Origin of the sequence: Pseudomonas sp. NPDC079086 (assembly GCF_044542155.1) — a bacterium.
Classification (GTDB): domain Bacteria; phylum Pseudomonadota; class Gammaproteobacteria; order Pseudomonadales; family Pseudomonadaceae; genus Aquipseudomonas.
In genome coordinates this window covers 1,408,575-1,429,403 of record NZ_JBITTY010000001.1, presented here as the reverse complement: position 1 = coordinate 1,429,403, position 20,829 = coordinate 1,408,575, and the positions used below count along the sequence as shown (strand labels likewise).

The 20,829-nt window shown below is 61.5% G+C and carries 17 protein-coding genes; all 17 read left to right on the top strand.

The features are described from left to right. Positions 1–106: 106 nt before the first annotated feature. The 17 genes from aroQ to urtD all read left to right on the top strand — a co-directional run bounded on the left by aroQ (position 107) and on the right by urtD (position 20,726). Complete coding sequence (gene aroQ / locus ACIGEK_RS06655; RefSeq protein ID WP_397492532.1) at positions 107–556, top strand: type II 3-dehydroquinate dehydratase; 450 nt, start codon at positions 107–109, stop codon at positions 554–556. Positions 557–578: 22 nt separating this feature from the next. Continuing rightward, a complete protein-coding gene (accB, locus tag ACIGEK_RS06650) occupies positions 579–1,040 on the top strand; it encodes an acetyl-CoA carboxylase biotin carboxyl carrier protein (protein WP_304869465.1) in 462 nt (153 codons plus the stop codon). Between the two features lie 17 nt (positions 1,041–1,057). Further along, the gene (gene accC, locus ACIGEK_RS06645) at positions 1,058–2,407 is read left to right on the top strand and encodes an acetyl-CoA carboxylase biotin carboxylase subunit (protein ID WP_397492531.1); all 1,350 of its coding nucleotides are present in this window, start codon (positions 1,058–1,060) and stop codon (positions 2,405–2,407) included. A gap of 143 nt (positions 2,408–2,550) precedes the next feature. After that, positions 2,551–3,429 (top strand): 50S ribosomal protein L11 methyltransferase, encoded by an 879-nt coding sequence (gene prmA / locus ACIGEK_RS06640; protein ID WP_397492530.1) that lies wholly within the window; start codon positions 2,551–2,553, stop codon positions 3,427–3,429. Positions 3,430–3,505: 76 nt separating this feature from the next. Further along, entirely contained in the window at positions 3,506–4,849 is a 1,344-nt protein-coding gene (locus tag ACIGEK_RS06635; RefSeq protein ID WP_397492529.1) for a DUF3426 domain-containing protein, read from the top strand. Positions 4,850–5,028: 179 nt separating this feature from the next. Further along, complete coding sequence (dusB, locus tag ACIGEK_RS06630; protein ID WP_397492528.1) at positions 5,029–6,027, top strand: tRNA dihydrouridine synthase DusB; 999 nt, start codon at positions 5,029–5,031, stop codon at positions 6,025–6,027. Beyond that, complete coding sequence (gene fis, locus ACIGEK_RS06625) at positions 6,024–6,344, top strand: DNA-binding transcriptional regulator Fis (RefSeq protein ID WP_160013071.1); 321 nt, start codon at positions 6,024–6,026, stop codon at positions 6,342–6,344. Before dusB ends, fis begins: the two co-directional genes overlap by 4 nt. A 74-nt stretch (positions 6,345–6,418) precedes the next feature. Beyond that, a complete protein-coding gene (purH, locus tag ACIGEK_RS06620; protein WP_397492527.1) occupies positions 6,419–8,026 on the top strand; it encodes a bifunctional phosphoribosylaminoimidazolecarboxamide formyltransferase/IMP cyclohydrolase in 1,608 nt (535 codons plus the stop codon). Between the two features lie 115 nt (positions 8,027–8,141). Further along, entirely contained in the window at positions 8,142–9,431 is a 1,290-nt protein-coding gene (gene purD, locus ACIGEK_RS06615; protein ID WP_397492526.1) for a phosphoribosylamine--glycine ligase, read from the top strand. 113 nt (positions 9,432–9,544) lie between these two features. Beyond that, positions 9,545–12,325: a response regulator gene (locus ACIGEK_RS06610; RefSeq protein WP_397492525.1), complete on the top strand. Its 2,781-nt coding sequence runs from the start codon at positions 9,545–9,547 to the stop codon at positions 12,323–12,325. A gap of 67 nt (positions 12,326–12,392) precedes the next feature. Continuing rightward, complete coding sequence (locus ACIGEK_RS06605) at positions 12,393–12,989, top strand: MarC family protein (RefSeq protein WP_397492524.1); 597 nt, start codon at positions 12,393–12,395, stop codon at positions 12,987–12,989. A gap of 202 nt (positions 12,990–13,191) precedes the next feature. After that, positions 13,192–14,994, top strand: a complete 1,803-nt coding sequence (gene atzF / locus ACIGEK_RS06600; RefSeq protein ID WP_397492523.1) for an allophanate hydrolase — start codon at positions 13,192–13,194, stop codon at positions 14,992–14,994. Between the two features lie 4 nt (positions 14,995–14,998). Beyond that, positions 14,999–15,730, top strand: a complete 732-nt coding sequence (locus ACIGEK_RS06595) for a GntR family transcriptional regulator (RefSeq protein WP_397492522.1) — start codon at positions 14,999–15,001, stop codon at positions 15,728–15,730. Between the two features lie 95 nt (positions 15,731–15,825). After that, positions 15,826–17,091 (top strand): urea ABC transporter substrate-binding protein, encoded by a 1,266-nt coding sequence (urtA, locus tag ACIGEK_RS06590; RefSeq protein ID WP_397492521.1) that lies wholly within the window; start codon positions 15,826–15,828, stop codon positions 17,089–17,091. Between the two features lie 121 nt (positions 17,092–17,212). Next, positions 17,213–18,784 (top strand): urea ABC transporter permease subunit UrtB, encoded by a 1,572-nt coding sequence (gene urtB / locus ACIGEK_RS06585; protein ID WP_397492520.1) that lies wholly within the window; start codon positions 17,213–17,215, stop codon positions 18,782–18,784. Next, entirely contained in the window at positions 18,784–19,875 is a 1,092-nt protein-coding gene (urtC, locus tag ACIGEK_RS06580) for an urea ABC transporter permease subunit UrtC (protein ID WP_397492519.1), read from the top strand. The genes urtB and urtC overlap by 1 nt, the downstream gene beginning before the upstream one ends. Further along, positions 19,875–20,726: an urea ABC transporter ATP-binding protein UrtD gene (urtD, locus tag ACIGEK_RS06575; RefSeq protein ID WP_397492518.1), complete on the top strand. Its 852-nt coding sequence runs from the start codon at positions 19,875–19,877 to the stop codon at positions 20,724–20,726. The genes urtC and urtD overlap by 1 nt, the downstream gene beginning before the upstream one ends. Positions 20,727–20,829: the final 103 nt, after the last annotated feature.

The window sequence follows — 20,829 nt, the reverse complement described above, 5'->3', positions numbered from 1 at the left end:
TATTTGCCGCAATCTGCGGTCATCGTGTCGACTATTGCTGAGAACTGGACAGCCCCGCGCTGTCGCGGCATAGTCCTGCGCAGTAGAAAAACAAGGATTAAGGATCATGGCGACCTTATTGGTACTGCACGGCCCCAACCTCAACCTGCTCGGCACCCGCGAGCCTGGGGTCTACGGCGCCGTCACCCTGGAGCAGATTAACCTCGACCTGGAGCGCCGCGCGCGCGAGGAAGGCCACCATCTGCTGTACCTGCAGAGCAATGCCGAGTACGAGCTAATTGACCGTATTCACGCCGCAAAAGGCGAAGGTGTCGACTTTATCTTGATCAATCCTGCCGCTTTTACTCACACCAGCGTCGCATTACGTGACGCATTGCTGGCAGTGAGCATCCCATTCATCGAAGTGCATTTGTCCAACGTGCACAAACGCGAAGCTTTCCGCCATCACTCCTACTTTTCAGATGTTGCGGTGGGAGTGATCTGCGGCCTTGGCGCCAGCGGTTATCGACTGGCCCTGGAGGCTGCACTCGAACAACTTGAACTTAAGCGCCCCTGACCTCACCGGGAGTTGAACCACTATGGATATTCGTAAAGTCAAAAAACTGATCGAGCTGCTGGAAGAATCCGGTATCGACGAGCTGGAGATTCGCGAAGGCGAAGAATCCGTGCGGATCAGCCGTCACAGCAAGCAGCCAGCCTTTATGCAACAGCCGATGTACGCCCAGGCGCCTGCGCCTGCAGCTGCTCCGGTTGCTGCCGCACCAGTTGCTGCTGAAGCCGCTGCGCCTGCAGCCGCCAAGCTGAATGGCACCGTGGTGCGCTCGCCGATGGTCGGCACCTTCTACCGCGCTTCCGGCCCGACGTCGGGCAACTTCGTTGAAGTCGGCCAGAGCGTGAAGAAAGGCGACATTCTCTGCATCGTTGAAGCGATGAAGATGATGAACCACATCGAGGCCGAAACCAGCGGCGTGATCGAATCCATTCTGGGTGAGAACGGTCAGCCGGTGGAATACGACCAGCCTCTGTTCACCATCGTTTGATCCACGGAGAGCCAGCGATGTTGGAAAAAGTTCTGATCGCCAACCGCGGCGAGATCGCCCTGCGCGTCTTGCGCGCCTGTAAAGAGTTGGGCATCAAAACCGTCGCGGTGCATTCCACCGCTGACCGCGAGTTGATGCACCTGGGCCTGGCCGACGAATCCGTCTGCATTGGCCCCGCCTCTGGCGCGCTGTCCTACCTGAATATTCCGGCGATCATCAGCGCGGCTGAAGTCACCGGCGCCACGGCTATCCACCCTGGCTACGGCTTCCTTGCGGAAAACGCCGATTTCGCCGAACAGGTGGAAAACTCCGGCTTCGCCTTTATCGGCCCGAAAGCCGAGACCATTCGCCTGATGGGCGACAAAGTCTCGGCCAAAGACGCCATGAAACGCGCAGGCGTTCCCGTAGTGCCCGGCTCCGACGGCCCGCTGCCGGAAGACGAAGAAACAGCTCTGCAGATTGCTCGCGAAGTCGGTTACCCGGTGATCATCAAAGCCGCTGGCGGCGGCGGTGGTCGTGGCATGCGCGTGGTCTACAAAGAAGAAGACCTGATCAAATCGGCCAAGCTGACCCGCAGCGAAGCCGGTTCGGTGTTCGGCAACCCGATGGTCTATCTGGAGAAGTTCCTCGGCAATCCACGTCACGTGGAAGTCCAGGTGATCTCCGACGGCCAGGGCAACGCCATCCACCTGGGTGACCGCGACTGCTCGCTGCAACGCCGCCACCAGAAGGTACTGGAAGAAGCGCCGGCACCAGGTATCGATGAAAAAGCCCGCACCGAAGTGCTGCAACGCTGCGTCGATGCCTGCATCGAGATCGGTTATCGCGGCGCTGGCACCTTCGAGTTCCTCTACGAAGATGGTCATTTCTACTTTATCGAGATGAACACCCGCGTACAGGTTGAGCATCCGGTTTCGGAAATGGTCACCGGCATCGACATTGTCAAGGAGATGCTCAGCATCGCCGCTGGCAACAAGCTGTCGTTCAAGCAGAGTGACGTGGTGATTCGTGGCCACTCGCTGGAATGCCGAATCAACGCTGAAGACCCGGACAACTTCATGCCTTGCCCTGGCAAGGTCAAGCACTTCCACGCCCCGGGTGGTAACGGTGTACGGGTCGACTCGCACCTGTATAGCGGCTACACCGTACCGCCGCACTACGACTCACTGATCGGCAAGATCATTACCTACGGCGCCACCCGCGACGAGGCCATGGCCCGTATGCGTAACGCCCTAGACGAGATCGTCGTCGACGGCATCAAGACCAACGTGCCGCTGCACCGCGATCTGGTGCGCGACAAAGGCTTCTGCAAAGGCGGCGTGAATATCCATTACCTGGAGAAAAAACTGGGTATGGATAAGCACTAAGCTTCGGCTAAGCGCACAAACAAGGGCTGCCATTAGGCGGCCCTTGTCGTTTCCGGCCTGCCGGCGGTGGCAGGCAACCCCAGGCTTCAAGTAAGCTGCGCGCCAATTTGCGCCATCCCGCCACAACGCTCACGAGGTTTCCCATGCCCTGGTTACAAGTCCGTCTCGCCATCACCCCGGAGCAAGCGGAAACCTACGAAGATGCGCTGCTGGAAGTCGGTGCGGTATCGGTGACCTTTATGGACGCCGAAGACCAGCCAATTTTCGAGCCGGACCTGGGCACCACGCCGCTGTGGTCGCACACCCACCTGCTCGCCCTATTTGAGGCCGATACCGACGCCAACACGGTATTTGCCCACCTGCAACTGCTGACCGGCGCCGAGTTGCCGGAGCACCACGAAGAAGTGATCGCCGATCAGGACTGGGAGCGCAGCTGGATGGACGGCTTCCAGCCGATGCGTTTCGGTCAGCGCCTGTGGATTGTGCCCAGCTGGCACGCCGCGCCGGAGCCAGACGCTGTCAACCTGCTGCTCGATCCGGGCCTGGCCTTCGGCACCGGCACTCACCCAACCACCGCACTGTGCCTGGAATGGCTGGACGGCCAGAATCTGCAGGATTGCAGCGTGATCGACTTTGGTTGCGGCTCGGGCATCCTGGCAATTGCCGCCCTGCTGCTCGGCGCGCCGCAGGCAGTCGGTACCGATATTGATATCCAGGCCATCGAGGCCTCGCGCGATAACGCCGGGCGCAACGGTATCGACCCGGCGCGCTTCCCGCTTTTCTTGCCAGACGACATGCCGCAACAGCCGGCCGACGTGGTGGTGGCCAATATCCTCGCCGGTCCTCTGGTGGCATTGGCGCCGCAGATCACCAGCCTGGTCAAGCCGGGCGGGCGCCTCGCGCTGTCGGGCATCCTTGCCGAACAGGCCGAAGAGGTGCGCGCCGCCTATAACGAGGCCTTTACTCTCGACCCGACCGCTGACAAAGATGGCTGGGTGCGCATTAGCGGCGTACGCCGCTAACCGCCCCAGTGCGCACAGCTGCTGCATTGCCAAGCACTTACGTTAGACTAGCCGCCTCGTTTAGCCGGATCGCCGCATGACCCAGAGCTTCGTCACCCAGTGCCCCCATTGCCGCACCAGCTTTCGCGTGAACCTCACGCAGCTGGGTGCCGCCCATGGTGCCGTGCGCTGCGGAGCCTGCCTGCATGTGTTCAATGCCGCGAAACAACTGCGCGAGCAGGGCCAGCAACTGCCGCAACCCGAGGTGCCAGCCGCTGCTCCAACGCAGCCCCCACAGCCGAGCAAACCACCCGCACAGCCCGCGCCACACCCGGCAATGCCCAGCGCCATGCCTGCAATACCGGCGGCGTCTGCCAGCAGCAAAGCCGGCGACACGCTGTGGATTCATGACGACTTGGACCTCGACAGCCTCGACCTGGATGAAGAGCTGGCCAAGCTCGAAGCCCAGGAACAGCAGCTGTCCAAGCAGTTCCTGGCGATTGATAGCGCGCCTAAGTACGCCGAAAATTTTCTGGCACCCGAACCGATTGAGCACGACCCGCACGACGAACGCTGGGCCGAAGCCCTGCTGCAGGACGAACTGACCAAGCCGGCGGCCAGCCTGAGTGCCAAACCTCAACCGCTGAGGCCACCTGTACGGCCTACTCCGCAGCTTCCACCAGCACCCGTAGCACCCGAGCCAGTCAACGAGCCCGATGAAGAGCCTGCGCTCGACCTCAATGCCCTTGACCGCCGCCACCCTGAGCCGGAAATCGAGCACATTGAGCTGCATGCCGAGCGCGAGCCCTTTGGCGCGCTGGTAGACAGCCCAGCCGATGAAGAGCCCGCCGTAACGGCGCCGAAAAAGGCCGCGCGCAGCGAGCCCGAACTGCGCGACGAGCACCTGTTCGAACTGGATGACGAGCCACTGCAACTGGATTGGCAACAACCGAAAAAGCCCTGGGGCCGCTGGATCGGCTGGGGCATCCTGAATTTCCTGGGTGCAGCAGCCCTGGCTGGGCAGTACGTGATGTATCACTTCAATGAACTGGCGCGCCAGGATCAGTACCGCCCCTGGTTCGAGCAACTGTGTCCGGCAGTCGGCTGCCAGCTGCCATCCAAGGTCGACATCACCCAGGTCAAGAGCAGCAATCTGGTGGTACGCAGCCACCCGGAATTCAGCGGTGCATTGGTGGTCGATGCCATCCTCTACAACCGTGCGGCGTTCTCCCAGCCGTTCCCGCTGCTGGAAATGCGCTTTGCCGATATCAACGGCCAACTGCTCGCCAGCCGCCGCTTCAAACCCAGCGAATACCTCGCCGGCGAGCTGGCCGGCAACGCGGAAATGCCGCCGCAAACGCCGATTCACATCTCCCTGGACATCCTCGACCCAGGCACCCAAGCGGTGAACTACAGCCTGAGCTTCCACTCGCCGGAATAGCCTGCACGCTGCGGATTACTTGAAAATCCGCCGTAACCAAACCCTTCGCGATAAGCCCAGAGCTGTTCAGAATTTGTTCAAAACAGCCTTTCTCCGGTCATCCAGAGCGGGTATCATGCCCACCCTTTTTCGCACTCTCCTATTTGTTCAACAGCTGGTCTCTTGAGCAGAGAAGCCCTATGTCGGCGCTACGCATCGGCCCCTACACATTGCCAAATTCGCTGATTCTCGCCCCTATGGCGGGCGTCACTGACCAGCCGTTTCGACAGCTGTGCAAGCGTATGGGTGCGGGTCTGGTGGTGTCGGAAATGGTCACCAGCGATGTGCGTCTATGGAACACCCGCAAGTCGAGTCTGCGCATGATCCACACAGGTGATCCCGAGCCTCGCTCGGTGCAGATCGCCGGTGGTGATCCCGAGATGCTCGCGGAAGCTGCGCGACGCAACGTGGAAATGGGCGCGCAGATTATCGACATCAATATGGGTTGCCCGGCCAAGAAGGTCTGCAACAAGGCCGCAGGCTCTGCCCTGTTGAAAGACGAGACGCTGGTTCGCGAGATTCTTCAGGCAGTGGTCGCCGCCGTGGATGTACCGGTGACCCTGAAAATCCGCACCGGCTGGGACCGTGAGAACAAGAACGGCATTGCCGTGGCGAAAATCGCCGAAGACGCCGGTATTGTTGCGCTGGCCGTGCATGGTCGCACCCGCGCCGACCTGTATATGGGCGAGGCCGAGTACGACACCATCGCCGCGATCAAGCAGGCGGTGTCGATTCCGGTGCTGGCCAATGGCGATATTGATTCGCCGCAGAAGGCCAAGATGGTGCTCGCCGCCACTGGTGCAGATGGCCTGCTGATCGGTCGCGCGGCTCAGGGCCGGCCGTGGATATTCCGTGAGATCGAGCACTACCTGCGTACCGGTGAACAGCTCCCGGCACCTAGCCTGCTCGAAGTGGAACGCATTCTGCTTGAACATCTGGCTGCACTGCACGCCTTCTACGGCGATGTAATGGGCGTACGTATTGCCCGCAAGCATGTCAGTTGGTATCTCGCAACCTTGCCGGGCGCCAGGGAGTTCCGCGCCCAATTCAATCGTCTGGACAGTACGGACGCGCAGTGCACCAACGTTCGCGAGTTCTTCAGCGAACGTCATAACAATGGAGAAGGGGTGGCCGCATGACGATGTTGACTGAGACCTTAGAGAGTGGAATGGCTCCCGTGAGTGACAACAGCAGTTTGAAGCAGCATCTCAATACGCCAAGCGAAGAGGGTCAAACCCTGCGCGGCAGCGTTGAGAAGGCTCTGCACAATTATTTCGCCCATCTTGAGGGCGCAGACGTCAGTGACGTGTACAACCTGGTGCTGACCGAAGTGGAAGCGCCACTGCTGGAAACCGTAATGAACTACGTCAAGGGCAACCAGACCAAGGCCTCCGAGCTGCTCGGCCTGAATCGCGGCACCCTGCGCAAGAAGCTCAAGCAATACGACCTGCTGTAACCCCGAACTCCCGAAAAGGGCGGCCCGCATGAGCCGCCTTTTTTGCTGATATCCCCGCTCTGATGGACTCTGAAATGACCGACCAGACCACCCGCCTCCCCGTTCGCCGTGCCTTGATCAGTGTTTCCGACAAGACTGGCATCCTTGAGTTTGCCCGCGAGCTCGTCGCCCTGAATGTGGAAATTCTCTCCACCGGCGGCACTTACAAGCTGCTCAAGGACAACGGCATCGCCGCCGTGGAAGTGGCCGACTACACCGGTTTCCCGGAAATGATGGACGGTCGCGTCAAGACCCTGCACCCGAAGATCCACGGCGGCATCCTTGGCCGTCGCGCCATCGACGGCGCAGTGATGGACGAGCACGGTATCAAGCCGATCGACCTGGTCGCGGTCAACCTCTACCCCTTCGCCGCCACCGTGGCCAAGCCGGGTTGTGACCTGGCCGACGCCATCGAGAACATCGACATCGGCGGCCCGACCATGGTCCGCTCCGCGGCGAAGAACCACAAAGACGTGGCCATCGTGGTCAATGCCGGCGACTACACCGGCATCATCGAGTCGCTGAAAGCCGGCGGCCTGAGCTACGCCCAGCGCTTCGACCTGGCGCTGAAAGCCTTCGAGCACACCGCAGCCTATGACGGCATGATCGCCAATTATTTGGGCACCATCGACCAGAGCCGCGATAGCCTGAGCACCGAAGAGCGCGGCGCCTTCCCACGCACCTTCAACAGCCAGTTCATCAAGGCCCAGGAAATGCGCTACGGCGAGAACCCGCACCAGAGCGCGGCGTTCTACGTGGAAGCGCAAAAAGGTGAGGCCAGCGTCGCCACTGCCATCCAGCTGCAGGGCAAGGAACTGTCGTTCAACAACGTCGCCGACACCGACGCCGCGCTGGAATGCGTGAAGAGCTTCGTCAAACCCGCCTGCGTGATCGTCAAGCATGCCAACCCGTGCGGCGTAGCCGTGGCCCTGGACAGCGAAGGCGGCATTCGCCAGGCCTATGAACTTGCCTACGCAACCGACACCGAGTCGGCATTTGGCGGCATCATCGCCTTCAACCGTGAGCTGGATGGTGCCACCGCCCAGGCCATCGTCGAGCGTCAGTTCGTCGAAGTGATCATCGCCCCGAAAATTTCCCAGGCCGCCCGTGATGTCGTCGCCGCCAAAGCCAACGTACGCCTGCTGGAATGCGGTGAGTGGCCGGCCGAACGCAGCACTGGCTGGGATTTCAAGCGCGTCAACGGCGGCCTGCTGGTACAGAGCCGCGACATTGGCATGATCAAGGCAGAAGACCTGAAGATCGTCACGAAGCGCGCACCGAGCGAGCAGGAAGTGCACGACCTAATCTTCGCCTGGAAAGTGGCTAAGTTCGTCAAATCCAACGCCATCGTGTATGCGAAAGGCCGCCAGACCATCGGTGTCGGCGCCGGCCAGATGAGCCGCGTCAACTCGGCACGTATTGCTGCAATCAAGGCTGAGCACGCGGGCCTGCAGGTCGCCGGTTCGGTCATGGCCTCCGACGCCTTCTTCCCGTTCCGTGACGGCCTGGACAACGCCGCTGCCAATGGCATCACCGCGGTAATTCAGCCAGGCGGCTCGATGCGCGATGCAGAAGTAATAGCCGCCGCCGACGAAGCCGGTATTGCCATGGTCTTCACCGGTATGCGCCACTTCCGCCATTGACGGCGTGGTGGATGGCTTCGGCCATCCACCCTACATCCCACCGATTTCGTAGGGTGGATAGCGCTTTTTCTATCCACCGAACGGGCCCAAGGCCCGCCTCCATTGGGAGAGAAACATGAACGTATTGATCATCGGCAGCGGCGGTCGTGAACACGCCCTGGCCTGGAAAGTCGCGCAGGACAAGCGCGTCACTAAAGTCTTCGTGGCACCTGGCAACGCAGGCACTGCGACTGAAGCCAAGTGTGAAAACGTCGCTATCGACGTGCTAGCAATCGAGCAGTTGGCCGACTTCGCTGAGAAAAATGTGCAACTGACCATCGTTGGCCCGGAAGCGCCGCTGGTGGCTGGTGTGGTCGATCTGTTCCGCGCACGCAAGCTGGATGTCTTCGGCCCAACCGCCGCCGCCGCGCAGCTGGAAGGTTCCAAGGCCTTCACCAAAGACTTCCTCGCTCGTCACGCAATCCCTACCGCCGACTACCAGAACTTCACTGAAGTCGAGCCGGCCCTGGCCTACCTGCAAAAAGTCGGCGCGCCAATCGTGATCAAGGCCGACGGCCTGGCAGCGGGTAAAGGCGTAATCGTAGCTATGACCCTGCAAGAAGCCGAAGACGCCGTGCGCGATATGCTCGCTGGCAATGCCTTCGGCGACGCCGGTTCGCGCGTGGTAATCGAGGAATTCCTCGACGGCGAAGAAGCCAGCTTTATCGTCATGGTCGACGGTGAAAACGTGCTGCCAATGGCCACCAGCCAGGACCACAAGCGCGTCGGCGACGCCGACACCGGCCCCAACACCGGCGGCATGGGCGCTTATTCGCCTGCCCCTGTGGTCACCGCCGATGTACACCAGCGGGTGATGGATGAGGTGATCTACCCGACCGTGCGCGGCATGGCGGCTGAAGGCAACGTCTATACCGGCTTCCTCTACGCCGGGCTGATGATCGACAAGGCCGGCAAGCCGAAGGTCATCGAATTCAACTGCCGCTTTGGCGACCCGGAAACCCAGCCGATCATGTGCCGTCTGGAAAGCTCCCTGGTGCTGCTGGTCGAAGCCGCACTGGCCAAGGCGTTGGACAAGGTCGAAGCCACTTGGGACCCACGCCCGACTGTGGGCGTAGTGATCGCAGCTGGCGGTTACCCGGCCGATTACGCCAAAGGCGATGTGATCGAAGGGCTGGATGCGGCCGCACAGCTGGAAGGCAAAGTCTTCCATGCCGGCACCGCACTGAAGGACGGCCAGATCGTCACCGCTGGCGGCCGCGTACTCTGCGCGACTGCCATCGGTCGCACCGTTGAAGAAGCTCAGCAACAGGCCTACCGCCTAGCCGAGAAGATTCGTTGGAACGGCAGTTTCTACCGCAACGATATCGGTTACCGTGCCATTGCCCGCGAACGCGGGGATAAGTGAAGGTAAATAAAGGGTAAAACACGACAAAGGTGGCCAATTGGCCACCTTTGTCATATTTCCCTCGCGAACAGCTTGGCTATAATCCGACCACTTATTTCTGAAGGGACTTCACTGTGCGCCGGCTGAGGATTGCCACCTACCTGCTACTCAGCACGCTGCTGATGGCGCTCACCGCAGCGTCAGCTCAGGCAGGGCCGCAGGCTTCCTGGTCCAGCCTGACCGACTCGGGCGCCGAGCTGCAACTTAATGATGTACGCAGCCCCGAGCGCCAGGCGCAGTTCCGCTCCACCGACCTCACCCAGCTCTATACCCCCGGCGGCAACAGCGCGCTGTGGCTGCATCACCGTATGCCGGCCAACACTGACGTGCAGATGCTGCGGGTATTCGCGCCCTACCTGGCGTATCTCGACCTGTATGTGCTGCAAGACGACAAGCTGATCGAACAGGCTCACACCGGCAGCAACCTGCCGTTTTCCAGCCGCCCCCTGGCCAGCCGCGATTTCCTCCTGCCACTGCCCAAGGTCGAACAGCCGCTGGATATCTACCTGCGCCTGGCCTCGGAACATTCGCTGCGCCCCAGCATTACCCTGCAAAGTGCGCAGGCGATGGTCGCCGACGACAACCGTCCGCTGCTGTTCGGCCTGCTACTCGGCTGCCTCGGCATGCTGGTGGCCTATAACTTGGTCCGCTTTGCATACACCCGCGCCGTAAGCGGTCTGTGGCTGGCTGCGACTCAGGTCTGCCAGCTCATCGCGGTGGTCAGCCTGCTCGGTATCAGCACGCCCTGGCTCAGTGAATGGCAAAGCCTACAGCCGCAGATTGCCAACCTGTCGATGCTGCTGGCCGCGCTCTGCGCCCTGTGTTTCACCGCCAGTTTTTTCCACAAGGTCTGCCCGAGCACGCCGCTGAACCACCTGCTGACTGGCGAAGTGGCAGTTATCAGCCTGGTCTGCGTGGCCCTGCTGGTGGCGACTAATCTGCAGTTCAATCAACTGGTCTACCTGCTCAACGCCGTCGCAGGCCTGAGCATTCTGCTGGTGTCGCTGACCCACTGGCGGCATGGCTACAAGCCGGCGCGGCTGTTCAGCCTGGCGGTACTGCTGTTTTGCGCAGCCTTTATCTGTGCACTACCAGTCCTCTTCGGTTACTGGGCAGTACAGAGTGAGTGGATGGCCTACGGCCTGCTCGCGGTTACAGCCGCCAGCGGTTTTATCCTCAGCATGGCGCTGAGCGAGCGACAGCGACGCATCATGCAGGACCAGTTCAGTACCAGCCGCGCCCTCGCCGCCAGCTCCGCCGAATTGAAAGCCAAGGCGGAATTTCTCGCCAAGATCAGCCACGAAATCCGCACCCCGATGAATGGTGTGCTGGGCATGACCGAGCTGCTGCTAGGCACGCCACTATCAGCCAAGCAACGCGACTACGTGCAGACCATCCACAGCTCGGGTAACGAGCTGCTTACCCTGATCAACGAAATCCTCGATATTTCCAAGCTCGAATCCGGGCAGATCGAACTGGATGACGTGCAGTTCGACCTCAACGCGCTGATCGAAGACTGCCTGGATATCTTCCGCGCCAAGGCCGAACAGCAGAAGGTCGAACTGATCAGCTTTATGCAGCCGCAAGTGCCACGGGTCATCAGCGGCGACCCCACGCGCCTGCGCCAGACCCTGCTGAGCCTGCTGGACAACGCCTTCAAGCAAACCGATGAAGGCGAAATTCTCCTGGTTGTGGCCCTGGACACCACCGGCGAGCAACCGCGCCTACGCATTGCCGTGCAGGACAGCGGCAAGCCGCTGGACGCCAGCGAACGCGACGCACTGCTGAATGCCGAACTGCACAGCAAGGACTTCCTTGCCGCGACCAAACTCGGCGGGCGCCTTGGCCTGATCATCGCGCGCCAGCTGGTGCGCCTGATGGAAGGCGAGTTCGGCATTCAAAGCGGTGGCAGCCAGGGCTCGACCCTATGGTTGACCCTGCCGCTGGATGCCAGCCGCCTGGAACAACCCACCGCAGACCTCGACGCCTCGCTGCAAGGCGCACGCCTGCTGGTGGTGGATGACAACGACACCTGCCGCAAAGTGCTGGTGCAACAATGCAGCGCCTGGGGCATGCAGGTCAGCGCCGTGCCCTCGGGCAAAGAGGCCATGGCCCTGCTGCGCACCAAAGCGCATCTGCGCGAATACTTCGATGCCGTCCTGCTCGATCAGGACATGCCCGGCATGACCGGCATGCAGCTGGCCGCGCGGATCAAGGAAGACGCCAACCTCAACCACGACATTCTGGTGATCATGCTCACCGGCATCAGCAATGCGCCGAGCAAGATCATCGCGCGCAACGCCGGGATCAAACGCATCCTGGCCAAACCGGTGGCCGGCTACACCCTGAAAACCACCCTCGCCGATGAGCTGGCGCAGCGCGGCAAGGGCGACTCACCCATGTTCAACCCGGCGCCGGTGAGTGCTCCCTTGAACGTGCCCAACGATTTCCGCATCCTGGTGGCCGAAGACAACACCATCTCCACCAAGGTAATCCGCGGCATGCTTGGCAAGCTCAACCTGCAGCCCGACACCGCCAGCAACGGCGAAGAAGCCCTCAGCGCGATGAAAGCGCAGCAATACGATCTGGTGCTGATGGACTGCGAAATGCCCGTGCTCGACGGTTTCTCCGCCACCGAGCAACTGCGCGCCTGGGAGGCCGCCGAACAACGCACGCGCACCCCGGTGGTGGCGCTCACTGCGCATATCCTCAATGAACACAAAGAGCGCGCGCGCCAGGTCGGCATGGACGGGCATATGTCCAAGCCGGTGGAAATGTCGCAGCTGCGCGAATTGATCGAGCATTGGGTCGCCGAACGGGAAATTCGCCGTCAACGCGACGCCCTGCCTTCCTGACGTTTATTGCCCGGCAGGCGCTACACGCTTACCCTGCCACCCATCTTTATCGAGACGAGTCCTTTCCATGGCGTCCGCGCTGTTCAGCCTGTATTTGAAACTGCTGGTGCTCTATAGCCCGTTCTTCGTGCTGTCGTGTTTTATCGGCCTAAGCCGCGGCTACACGGTCAAGGAGCGCAAGCGCCTGGCCTGGAAGGTCGCCCTCGGCGTGCTGATCGCCAGCGTACTGCTGTATCTGTTCGGCAAACACATCTTCACCCTGTTCGGCATCACCATCGACGCCTTCCGTATCGGCGCTGGCAGCGTGCTGTTTATCTCGGCCCTGGGCATGGCCCAGGGCAAATCGGCGGTGCAAAGCGATAACGTGCAGCAGGACGTGACCATCGTGCCGCTGACCATCCCGCTCACCGTCGGGCCCGGCACCATCGGTGCTCTGCTGCTGATGGGCGCCAGCCAGCCAGACTGGAGCGATAAGGCCGTGGCGGTGCTGGGTATCGCCCTGGCCAGCCTCACAGTGGGTGTGGTGCTGTATATGTCCAACCAGTTCGAGCGTTTGCTCGGTGACCAAGGCCTGCAGATCGTCAGCCGCCTGATGGGCCTGTTTGTCTGCGCCTTGGCCGCGCAGATCATCTTTACCGGGGTGAAGAACTACCTCGCCCTCTGACCCGCCCGGACGCCCTCCGGGCCAACTGGCAGCGCACCACAAGCTGGCCATCGGCACTGCTGCGGTGCACAAGCCATCCTGCACTACGCCACGAAAGCCGTATAAAACCGGCTAATCCATTGAAATAAATAGACTTTAAAAACCTGGCACCGGGCTTGCTCTAAGCATTCCATCACTTGGATACAAGATGGGATTTCAGAGCATGTCCAACACCCCTATCGCTTTCACCCTCGCCGATTGGCAACAGACTTATCACGATGGCCAGTCACCGGCCGAGCTGCTGCATAACCTGCGTCTTGAACTAAGCACGGCGGATAACGCCTGGATTGCTCTGGCCAGCGAAGCGCAACTCAACGCCCAGCTCGATAACTTGTCCACCCTGCTGCAAAGTGCCAGCGGCGAGCTAAGCAAACTACCGCTGTACGGCGTGCCATTCGCCATCAAGGACAATATCGACGCAGCCGGTTGGCCTACCACTGCCGCCTGCCCAGAGTTCGCCTACACCGCAGCGGCCGACGCCACAGTGGTGGCCAAGCTGCGCGCCGCCGGCGCCATCCTCATCGGCAAGACCAACCTTGATCAGTTCGCCACCGGCCTAGTTGGCACCCGCTCGCCCCACGGCGCGGTGTGCAACAGCTTCAACCCGGACTATGTCAGCGGCGGCTCCAGCTCCGGCTCGGCCAGTGTCGTGGCGCGCGGTCTGGTGCCGTTCTCGCTGGGCACCGACACCGCCGGTTCCGGCCGCGTGCCAGCCGGCTTCAACAATATTATCGGGCTCAAGCCAAGCAAAGGCTGGCTGTCCAACAGCGGCCTGGTACCAGCCTGCAAGACGCTTGATTGCATCTCGGTTTTCGCCCTGACCGTCAGCGACGCCCTGAGCGTGGCGCAGATTGCCGGCGGCTACGACGCCACCGATCCCTACAGCCGCAAGAACCCCAATAGCGCCAAGGTTGGCATGCCGGCCCAGCCGCGCCTGGCAGTGCCGAGCAAGCCCGAGTTCTTTGGCGATACGCAGAACCAGGCGGTATTCGAGCAGGCCCTGGGCAAGCTGCGCGAACTGGATGTGCAGTTGGTGGAAATCGACTTTGCGCCCTTCCAGCAACTGGCCGAGCAGCTGTACTACGGCAGCTGGGTTGCCGAGCGCACCGTGGCGCTGGAAGGCGTCAAGCCCGAACACATCAACCCGGTGGTGCGCGGCATCGTCGACAACGGTCATAAGTACAGCGCCTGCGATGCCTACAAGGCCGAATATATCCGCGCTGAACTGAGCCGCACGATCAACGACATCCTGGCCGGCTTCGATGCTCTGGTTGTACCGACTTCGCCGACCCTTCGCAGCCTCGCCGAGATGGAAGTCGAACCCGTGCTGTTCAACAGCCAGTTCGGCACCTACACCAACTTCACCAACCTCGCCGACTTGTCTGCCCTGGCTGTACCCGCCGGTATGCGTGCCGACGGTCTGCCCGCCGGTATCACCCTGATCGCCCCAGCCTGGCACGACCAAGCCCTGGCTGCCTTCGGCCAACGCTGGCAGCAGGCACTCAACCTGCCGTTGGGCGCAACCGGCAAAGCGCTGCCCGCACAAACGCCGAGCGACAAACCAACCCCCGGCAGCGTGCGCGTCGCCGTGGTCGGCGCACACCTGACCGGCATGCCGCTGAACTTCCAACTCACCAGCCGCGACGCCGTATTGGTCGAACAAACCAGCAGCGCCGCCACGTATCGCCTGTACGCCCTGCCCGGCACCGTGCCGCCGAAACCGGGCCTGGCACGGGTGACCGAGGACGGCGCGGCGATCATCGTCGAGTTGTGGGATATGCCCCAGGCGCGCTTTGGCGAATTTGTCGCGGAAATCCCCGCACCGCTGGGTATCGGCAACCTGCAGCTGGCTGACGGTCGCTGGGTCAAGGGTTTTATCTGCGAGCCATACGCGCTGGACGGAGCCCGCGACATCACCAGCTTCGGCGGCTGGCGCGCGTTTATCGCCAGCCAGCAGCAGGGCTGAGCCCATGCAGCTGAGCGGCACACCTGGCACAGGCAAGGAGCGCCCGGACAACCTTGCCGAGCGCATCTACCAGCAGATCAAGGACGACATCTTCGAGTTTCGCCTGCTGCCAGGGGATCGCTTCTCCGAGGGTGAAATCGCCGTGCGCATGGCGGTCAGCCGCACGCCGGTGCGCCAGGCGCTGTATCGCCTGCAACGCGAGGACTACCTGCAGGTGTATTTCCGCAGCGGCTGGCAGGTCAAGCCGTTCGACTTCGCGCATTTTGAGGAGTTGTACGAGGTGCGCATCGTCCTCGAACTGGAAGCCGTGCGGCGTTTATGCACTCGCCCCCAAGACGAGCACTGCGACGCCCTGGAGCAACTCAAGCGCACCTGGTTGGTGCAACCCGAGCAACGTTTGCAGGACGGCCGCGAAGTGTCGCGCCTGGATGAGCGTTTTCATTGCCAGTTGGTGGAAGCCGCCGGCAACCGCGAGATGGCGCGCCTGCATGCGGATGTGAGCGAGAAAATCCGCATTATCAGGCGCTTGGACTTCACCCAGAGCCCACGCGTGGCGGCCACCTATGAGGAACACGGACAAATACTCGGGGCGATTCTGTCGCGCCGGTGCGAAGAGGCACAGCTATTGCTCAAGACCCATATAGAGGTCAGCAAGGCCGAAGTGCGCAAGATCACCCTGCACATGCTGCATAGCGCGCGTCAGCGCACCATGCCGGCACCAGAGGTGAAGACCTGAAGTGAAGACCCGGGGCCAGGCCCTGTTTCAACTGCCATACAAACAACTAAAAACCAGCAGCTCAAACACTTAAGTTCGTGAATGGAGATCGCACCATGCAACGTCGCAATCTGATCAAGGCCTTTACCCTGTCCGCATCCATCGCCGCTATGGGCATGACCTGGACCGTCCAAGCCGCAGAGACCATCAAGGTCGGCATCCTGCATTCGCTGTCCGGCACCATGGCCATTTCCGAGACTTCGCTGAAAGACATGGCGTTGATGACCATCGACGAAATCAACGCCAAGGGCGGCGTACTCGGCAAGCAACTTGAGCCGGTAGTGGTCGACCCAGCCTCGAACTGGCCGCTGTTTGCCGAGCGTGGTCGCCAGCTGTTGACCCAGGACAAGGTCGCCGTAACCTTCGGCTGCTGGACCTCGGTGTCGCGCAAATCCGTACTGCCGGTCTATGAAGAACTTAACGGTCTGCTGTTCTACCCAGTGCAGTACGAAGGCGAGGAAATGTCGCCAAACGTCTTCTACACCGGTGCAGCGCCGAACCAGCAGGCGATCCCGGCCGTCGAGTATCTGCTCAGCGAAGATGGTGGCGGCGCCAAGCGCTTCTTCCTGCTCGGTACCGATTACGTTTACCCGCGCACCACCAACAAAATTCTGCGCGCCTTCCTGATCAGCAAAGGCGTGGCCGAGAAGGACATCGAAGAGGTCTACACCCCATTCGGCCATAGCGACTATCAAACCATCGTCGCCAACATCAAGAAGTTCTCTGCCGGCGGTAAAACTGCGGTGATCTCCACCGTTAACGGTGACTCCAACGTACCGTTCTACAAAGAACTGGCCAACCAGGGCATCGAAGCGACCGACATCCCAGTCGTAGCTTTCTCGGTGGGCGAAGAAGAACTGCGCGGCATCGACACCAAGCCGCTGGTCGGTCAGCTGGCCGCCTGGAACTACTTCCAGTCGGTGGAAAACCCGGTCAACACCAAGTTCGTCGCGGATTGGAAAGCCTACGCCAAGGCCAAGAGCCTGCCGAACGCTGACACCGTCGTGACCAATGACCCGATGGAAGCCACCTACGTTGGCCTGCACATGTGGGCTCAGGCAGTCGAGAAAGCTGGTACCACTGATGTCGACAAGGTGCGCGAGGCCATGTACGGCCAGACATTCACTGCACCGAGCGGCTACACCCTGACCATGGACAAGAGCAATCACCACCTGCACAAGCCGGTAATGATCGGCGAAGTCCAGGACGACGGTCAGTTCAACGTAGTCTGGGAAACCAGCAGCCCTGTGCGCGCTCAGCCGTGGAGCCCGTACATCGAAGGCAACGACAAGAAGCCGGATTACGCGGTGAAGTCGAACTAAGGCAAAAGCCCCTCGCCCTGGCGCGTGTCTGTTTGTGGACGCGCACCAGGGCAGTCGACTGCCTGCTGCACGTAGCCTGGATGCAATCCGGGCTACGACCGTAATCGAAGGACTGTTCCTTATGCCCACTGCCGTTACCCGAATTCTGCTGAGCCTGCTGCTGTTGCTGCCCTTCACGGCGCACGCCGGTGACGCCCGCGACTTTGTCGCCGCCAACCCGGCCAAGCAGGCCAGCCTGCTGGAACGCTGGTCCGCCGCACCGAATACGGCGCGCCTGCCGTTGATCGAAGCCCTGCAACAAGGCCGCGTCGCTACAGACAGCGCAAAGAACGCTTTTATCGAAGTAAGCGGCACTTATCAGCCCGCCGAAGGCGACACACAACCTGTCGAAACACCGAAGAAGCTGCGCCTGAATAACCGTCTGCGCGGTCTGACCGCCACCGCGTTGGCCAGCCACCAACTGTTGGCCGACAACCCGGCGCTGCGCCTGGCCGCCGCCCAGCAACTGCAGAAAAGCGCCAAGCCGGCGCAGCTGCAACTGCTTAACGTCCAGGTTGCCAGCGAAACCGATGATGCGGTGCGCGATGCACTGACCCTGGCCCTGGCCAACCTGCAACTGGTCGACAGCGACCTGGCCGTGCGCCTGGCAGCCGTGCGTCTGCTCGGTGAAACCGGCGACCCGCTGGCTCGCACCCGCCTGGAAGCCCTGCTCGACCCGGCCGTGGAAAGTGACCCAACGGTACGCACCGCTGCCGAAACCAGCCTGGCCCAGGTCAAACGCAAGCTGCTAATAGGTGAGCTGCTGGGCCAGGCCTTCAGCGGCCTGTCGCTCGGTTCGATTCTGCTGCTCGCCGCACTCGGCCTGGCCATCACCTTCGGCCTGCTCGGGGTGATCAATATGGCCCACGGCGAGATGCTGATGCTCGGCGCCTACTCCACCTACATGGTGCAGGTGCTGTTCCAGCGTTTCGCCCCGGAAGCCCTGGCGCTGTATCCGCTGGTGGCGCTGCCGGTGGCGTTCTTTGTCACCGCCGCCATCGGCATGGCCCTGGAACGCACGGTCATCCGCCACCTCTACGGTCGCCCGCTGGAAACCCTGCTGGCCACCTGGGGCATCAGCCTGATTCTGATTCAGCTGGTGCGGGTGATCTTCGGCGCGCAGAACGTTGAAGTGGCCAACCCCTACTGGCTGTCCGGCGGCATTCAGGTGCTGCCGAACCTGGTGCTGCCGTACAACCGCATCGTGATCATCGGCTTCGCCCTGTTCGTGGTGGTGCTGACCTGGCTGCTGCTGAACAAGACCCGCCTGGGCCTCAACGTGCGTGCGGTGACGCAGAACCGCAACATGGCCGCCTGCTGCGGCGTGCCGACTGGTCGGGTGGACATGCTCGCCTTCGGCCTCGGCTCGGGCATCGCTGGCCTCGGTGGCGTGGCTCTGAGCCAGATCGGCAACGTCGGCCCGGACCTCGGCCAAAGCTACATCATCGACTCGTTCCTGGTCGTGGTGCTCGGCGGCGTCGGCCAGCTGGCTGGCAGCGTGATGGCCGCCTTCGGCCTGGGCATCGCCAACAAGATTCTCGAACCGCAGATCGGTGCCGTGCTCGGCAAGATCCTTATCCTCGCGCTGATCATTCTGTTTATTCAGAAACGCCCGCAAGGTCTGTTTGCTTTGAAAGGACGGGTGATCGACTAATGACTATGCCCCTGAATCAAACGTTGTTAGCCCGCGCCAGCGCCAAGCTTGGCCCACAAGTATCGATTGCCACTGGCCTGCTGGTACTGGCCGTGCTCGTGGCCATGCCCGTGCTGCACCTGCTGCCGGCGGACAACGCCCTGCATGTGTCGGCCTACAGCCTGACCCTGGTCGGCAAGATACTCTGCTACTGCATCGTCGCCCTGGCGCTCGATCTGGTCTGGGGTTATGCCGGGCTGCTGTCGCTCGGCCACGGCCTGTTCTTCGCCCTCGGTGGTTATGCCATGGGCATGTACCTGATGCGCGAAGCGGCCGGTGACGGCCTGCCGGCCTTTATGAGCTTCCTCGCCTGGACCGAGCTGCCCTGGTACTGGTACGGCACCGAAAGCTTCCTCTGGGCGATGTGCCTGGTGGTGCTGGCGCCTGGTTTGCTGGCGCTGGTGTTCGGCTTCTTCGCCTTCCGCTCGCGGATCAAGGGCGTGTACTTCTCGATCATGACCCAGGCGCTGACCTTTGCCGGCATGTTGCTGTTTTTCCGCAACGAAACCGGCTTTGGCGGCAACAACGGCTTTACCAACTTCCGCACCATTCTCGGTTTCGATATCACCTCGGCGCACACCCGCGCGACGCTGTTCTTTGCCACCGTAGTGCTGCTGGTGGCCAGCCTGTACCTGGGCTGGCGGCTTGCGCGCAGCAAGTTCGGCCGGGTGCTGACCGCGCTGCGCGATGCGGAAAACCGCCTGATGTTCTGCGGCTACGACCCGCGTGGCTACAAGCTGTTTATCTGGGTACTCAGCGCCGTGCTCTGCGGCCTGGCTGGCGCGCTGTATGTGCCGCAGGTAGGCATCATCAACCCAAGCGAAATGTCGCCCACCAACTCCATCGAAGCCGCCGTATGGGTAGCCCTGGGTGGGCGTGGCACGCTGATCGGCCCGCTACTCGGCGCCGGTTTGGTCAACGGCATGAAGAGCTGGTTTACCGTGGCCTTTCCCGAGTACTGGCTGTTCGCCCTGGGCTTTCTGTTTATCGTCGTGACGCTGTTCCTGCCCAAAGGCGTGATCGGCTTGTTACGCAAGAAAGGAGAGCAATGATGCGCGCCACTCCGGTACCCGAATTTATGCTCGAACCTGCCTTTGACCCATCCGGCAGCGGCCGCGATGCGATTGGCGCCAGCACCCTGGCGAGCAAGGGCCTGAATATTCGCCACGGCACCATCCTGACGCTGGAAGACATCAACGTCAGCTTCGATGGCTTCAAGGCGCTGACTAACCTGACGCTGTATATCGGCGTCGGTGAGTTGCGCTGCATCATCGGCCCCAACGGCGCCGGCAAGACCACCATGATGGACGTGATCACCGGCAAGACCCGCCCGGACAACGGCGTCGCCTACTTCGGTGAAACCCTCGACCTGACGCAGATGAGCGAAGTAGACATCGCCCAGTCCGGTATCGGTCGCAAGTTTCAGAAACCCACCGTATTCGAGGCGCTGAGCGTGTTCGAAAACCTCGAACTGGCGCAAAAAACCAACAAGTCGGTGTGGGCCAGCCTGCGCGCCAAACTCAGCGGCGAGCAGCGTGACCGCATCGATGAGGTGCTGCAGACGATCAAACTCGACGGCTCGCGCTCACGCCCTGCCGGCTTGCTCTCACACGGGCAGAAGCAGGTTCTCGAGATCGGCATGCTGCTGGTGCAGGACCCGCAACTGTTGCTGCTGGATGAGCCGGTAGCGGGCATGACCGACGCCGAAACCGAGTTCACCGCCGAGCTGTTCAAGTCGCTGGCGCGCAAGCACTCGCTGATGGTGGTGGAGCACGATATGGGCTTTGTCGGCAGCATTGCCGACCACGTCACCGTGCTGCACCAGGGCAGCGTGCTGGCCGAAGGCTCATTGGAGCAGGTGCAGAACGATGAGCGGGTGATTGAGGTTTATCTGGGTCGCTAGAACGTAGGGTGGATGACGCTTTTTTCATCCACCACAGACACTGCACGGTGGATCGATAAAGCGCGAGCTACGCACCCCGATCCACCCTACGCATGAACAAGGA